This window comes from Vibrio sp. 10N.286.48.C11, from assembly GCF_041469805.1.
GTDB lineage: Bacteria > Pseudomonadota > Gammaproteobacteria > Enterobacterales > Vibrionaceae > Vibrio > Vibrio crassostreae_C.
This window is the reverse complement of record NZ_JBFRLK010000170.1, coordinates 1-214: the sequence shown is the minus strand read 5'-3', so window position 1 is coordinate 214 and position 214 is coordinate 1. Positions and strand designations below refer to the sequence as shown.

Below are 214 nucleotides of genomic sequence, written 5' to 3'. Positions count from 1 at the left end.
TTGATGCCAATGGTCATTGGTCGTTCACCGCGAACAGTGCGTTTAACCAATTAAACGTCGGCGATAAAGTTGAAGAAACCTTCACGGTGTCGTCTATTGATGGCACACCCTCGACGATCAAAGTGACGATTAACGGCACTAACGACGCCGCTACTGTCAGCAGCGCAACCGTTGCCATCAATGAAACCGACAAAGCGGTAACGACATCAGGCAC

At 50.0% G+C, this 214-nt stretch carries 1 protein-coding gene; it reads left to right on the top strand.

The window, feature by feature from the left end:
• On the top strand, positions 1-214 hold a 214-nt coding region (locus tag AB4209_RS22425), incomplete at both ends, for a VCBS domain-containing protein (RefSeq protein WP_372057450.1).